Annotated in this window: 1 protein-coding gene; it reads left to right on the forward strand. The window is 69.4% G+C overall.

What is annotated here, in order from left to right:
* Window positions 1-859: CoA-binding protein (locus tag AC1DWF_RS33215; RefSeq protein ID WP_476842759.1), on the forward strand; the 859-nt coding region annotated here is incomplete at both ends.

The following is an 859-nucleotide window of genomic DNA, read 5'->3' on the forward strand; positions in this document are numbered from 1 at the left end:
CGGCCTATCCGGACGTGGCGAGCCTGCCCGGCGTGCCCGATGTCGGCATCGTCGCCGTACCGGCGGAGTCGGCGATCGAGGCCATCGACGCGCTGGGCAAAAAGGGCTGCCGGGCCGCCATCGTCTTCACCGCCGGCTTCGCCGAGGTGGATGAGGCCGGCGCCGCCGCGCAGGACCGCCTGGTGGCCATGGCGAAGAAGCACGGCATGCGGCTGCTCGGGCCGAACTGCCTGGGACTGTTCAACGATTCCATCGGCTTCTACCCGACCTTCACGGCCTCTTTCGACAGCGGCTGGCCCGTGGCGGGCGGGCGGATCGGCATTGCCAGCCAGTCGGGCGCCTATGGCACGCACCTCTTCTCGCTGGCCCGCGACCGGAACATCGGCGCGAACATCGTCGTCACCACGGGCAACGAGGGCGAGGTCGCGCTGGGCGACGTGCTGGGGTGGATGGCCCAGTCGCCCGACATCGACGTGATCTGCGCCTATGCGGAAGGCATCCGCGAGAGCGAAAAGTTTTTGGCGGCACTCAAGCTGGCGCGCGCGAACAGAAAACCCATCGTGATGATGAAAGTGGGCCGCAGCGAGCTCGGCGGGGCCGCCGCGCAGTCGCACACCGCCTCCATCGCGGGCGACGACGCCATCACCGATGCCGTGCTGCAGGAATTCGGCGTGGTCCGCGCGCGCAACACCGAGGAGCTGCTGGACATCGCCTATGCGGCGACCAAGCGCATCTATCCCGCGGGCAACACGCTCGGCGTGATGACCGTCTCCGGCGGCGCTGGCGTGCTGATCTCCGACGCGGCCGACGCAGTGGGCCTGCCCATGCCCGCCATGCCGCAGGACGCGCAGGACAAGCT

The sequence above is a fragment of the Aminobacter sp. P4_D5 genome, assembly GCF_056401815.1.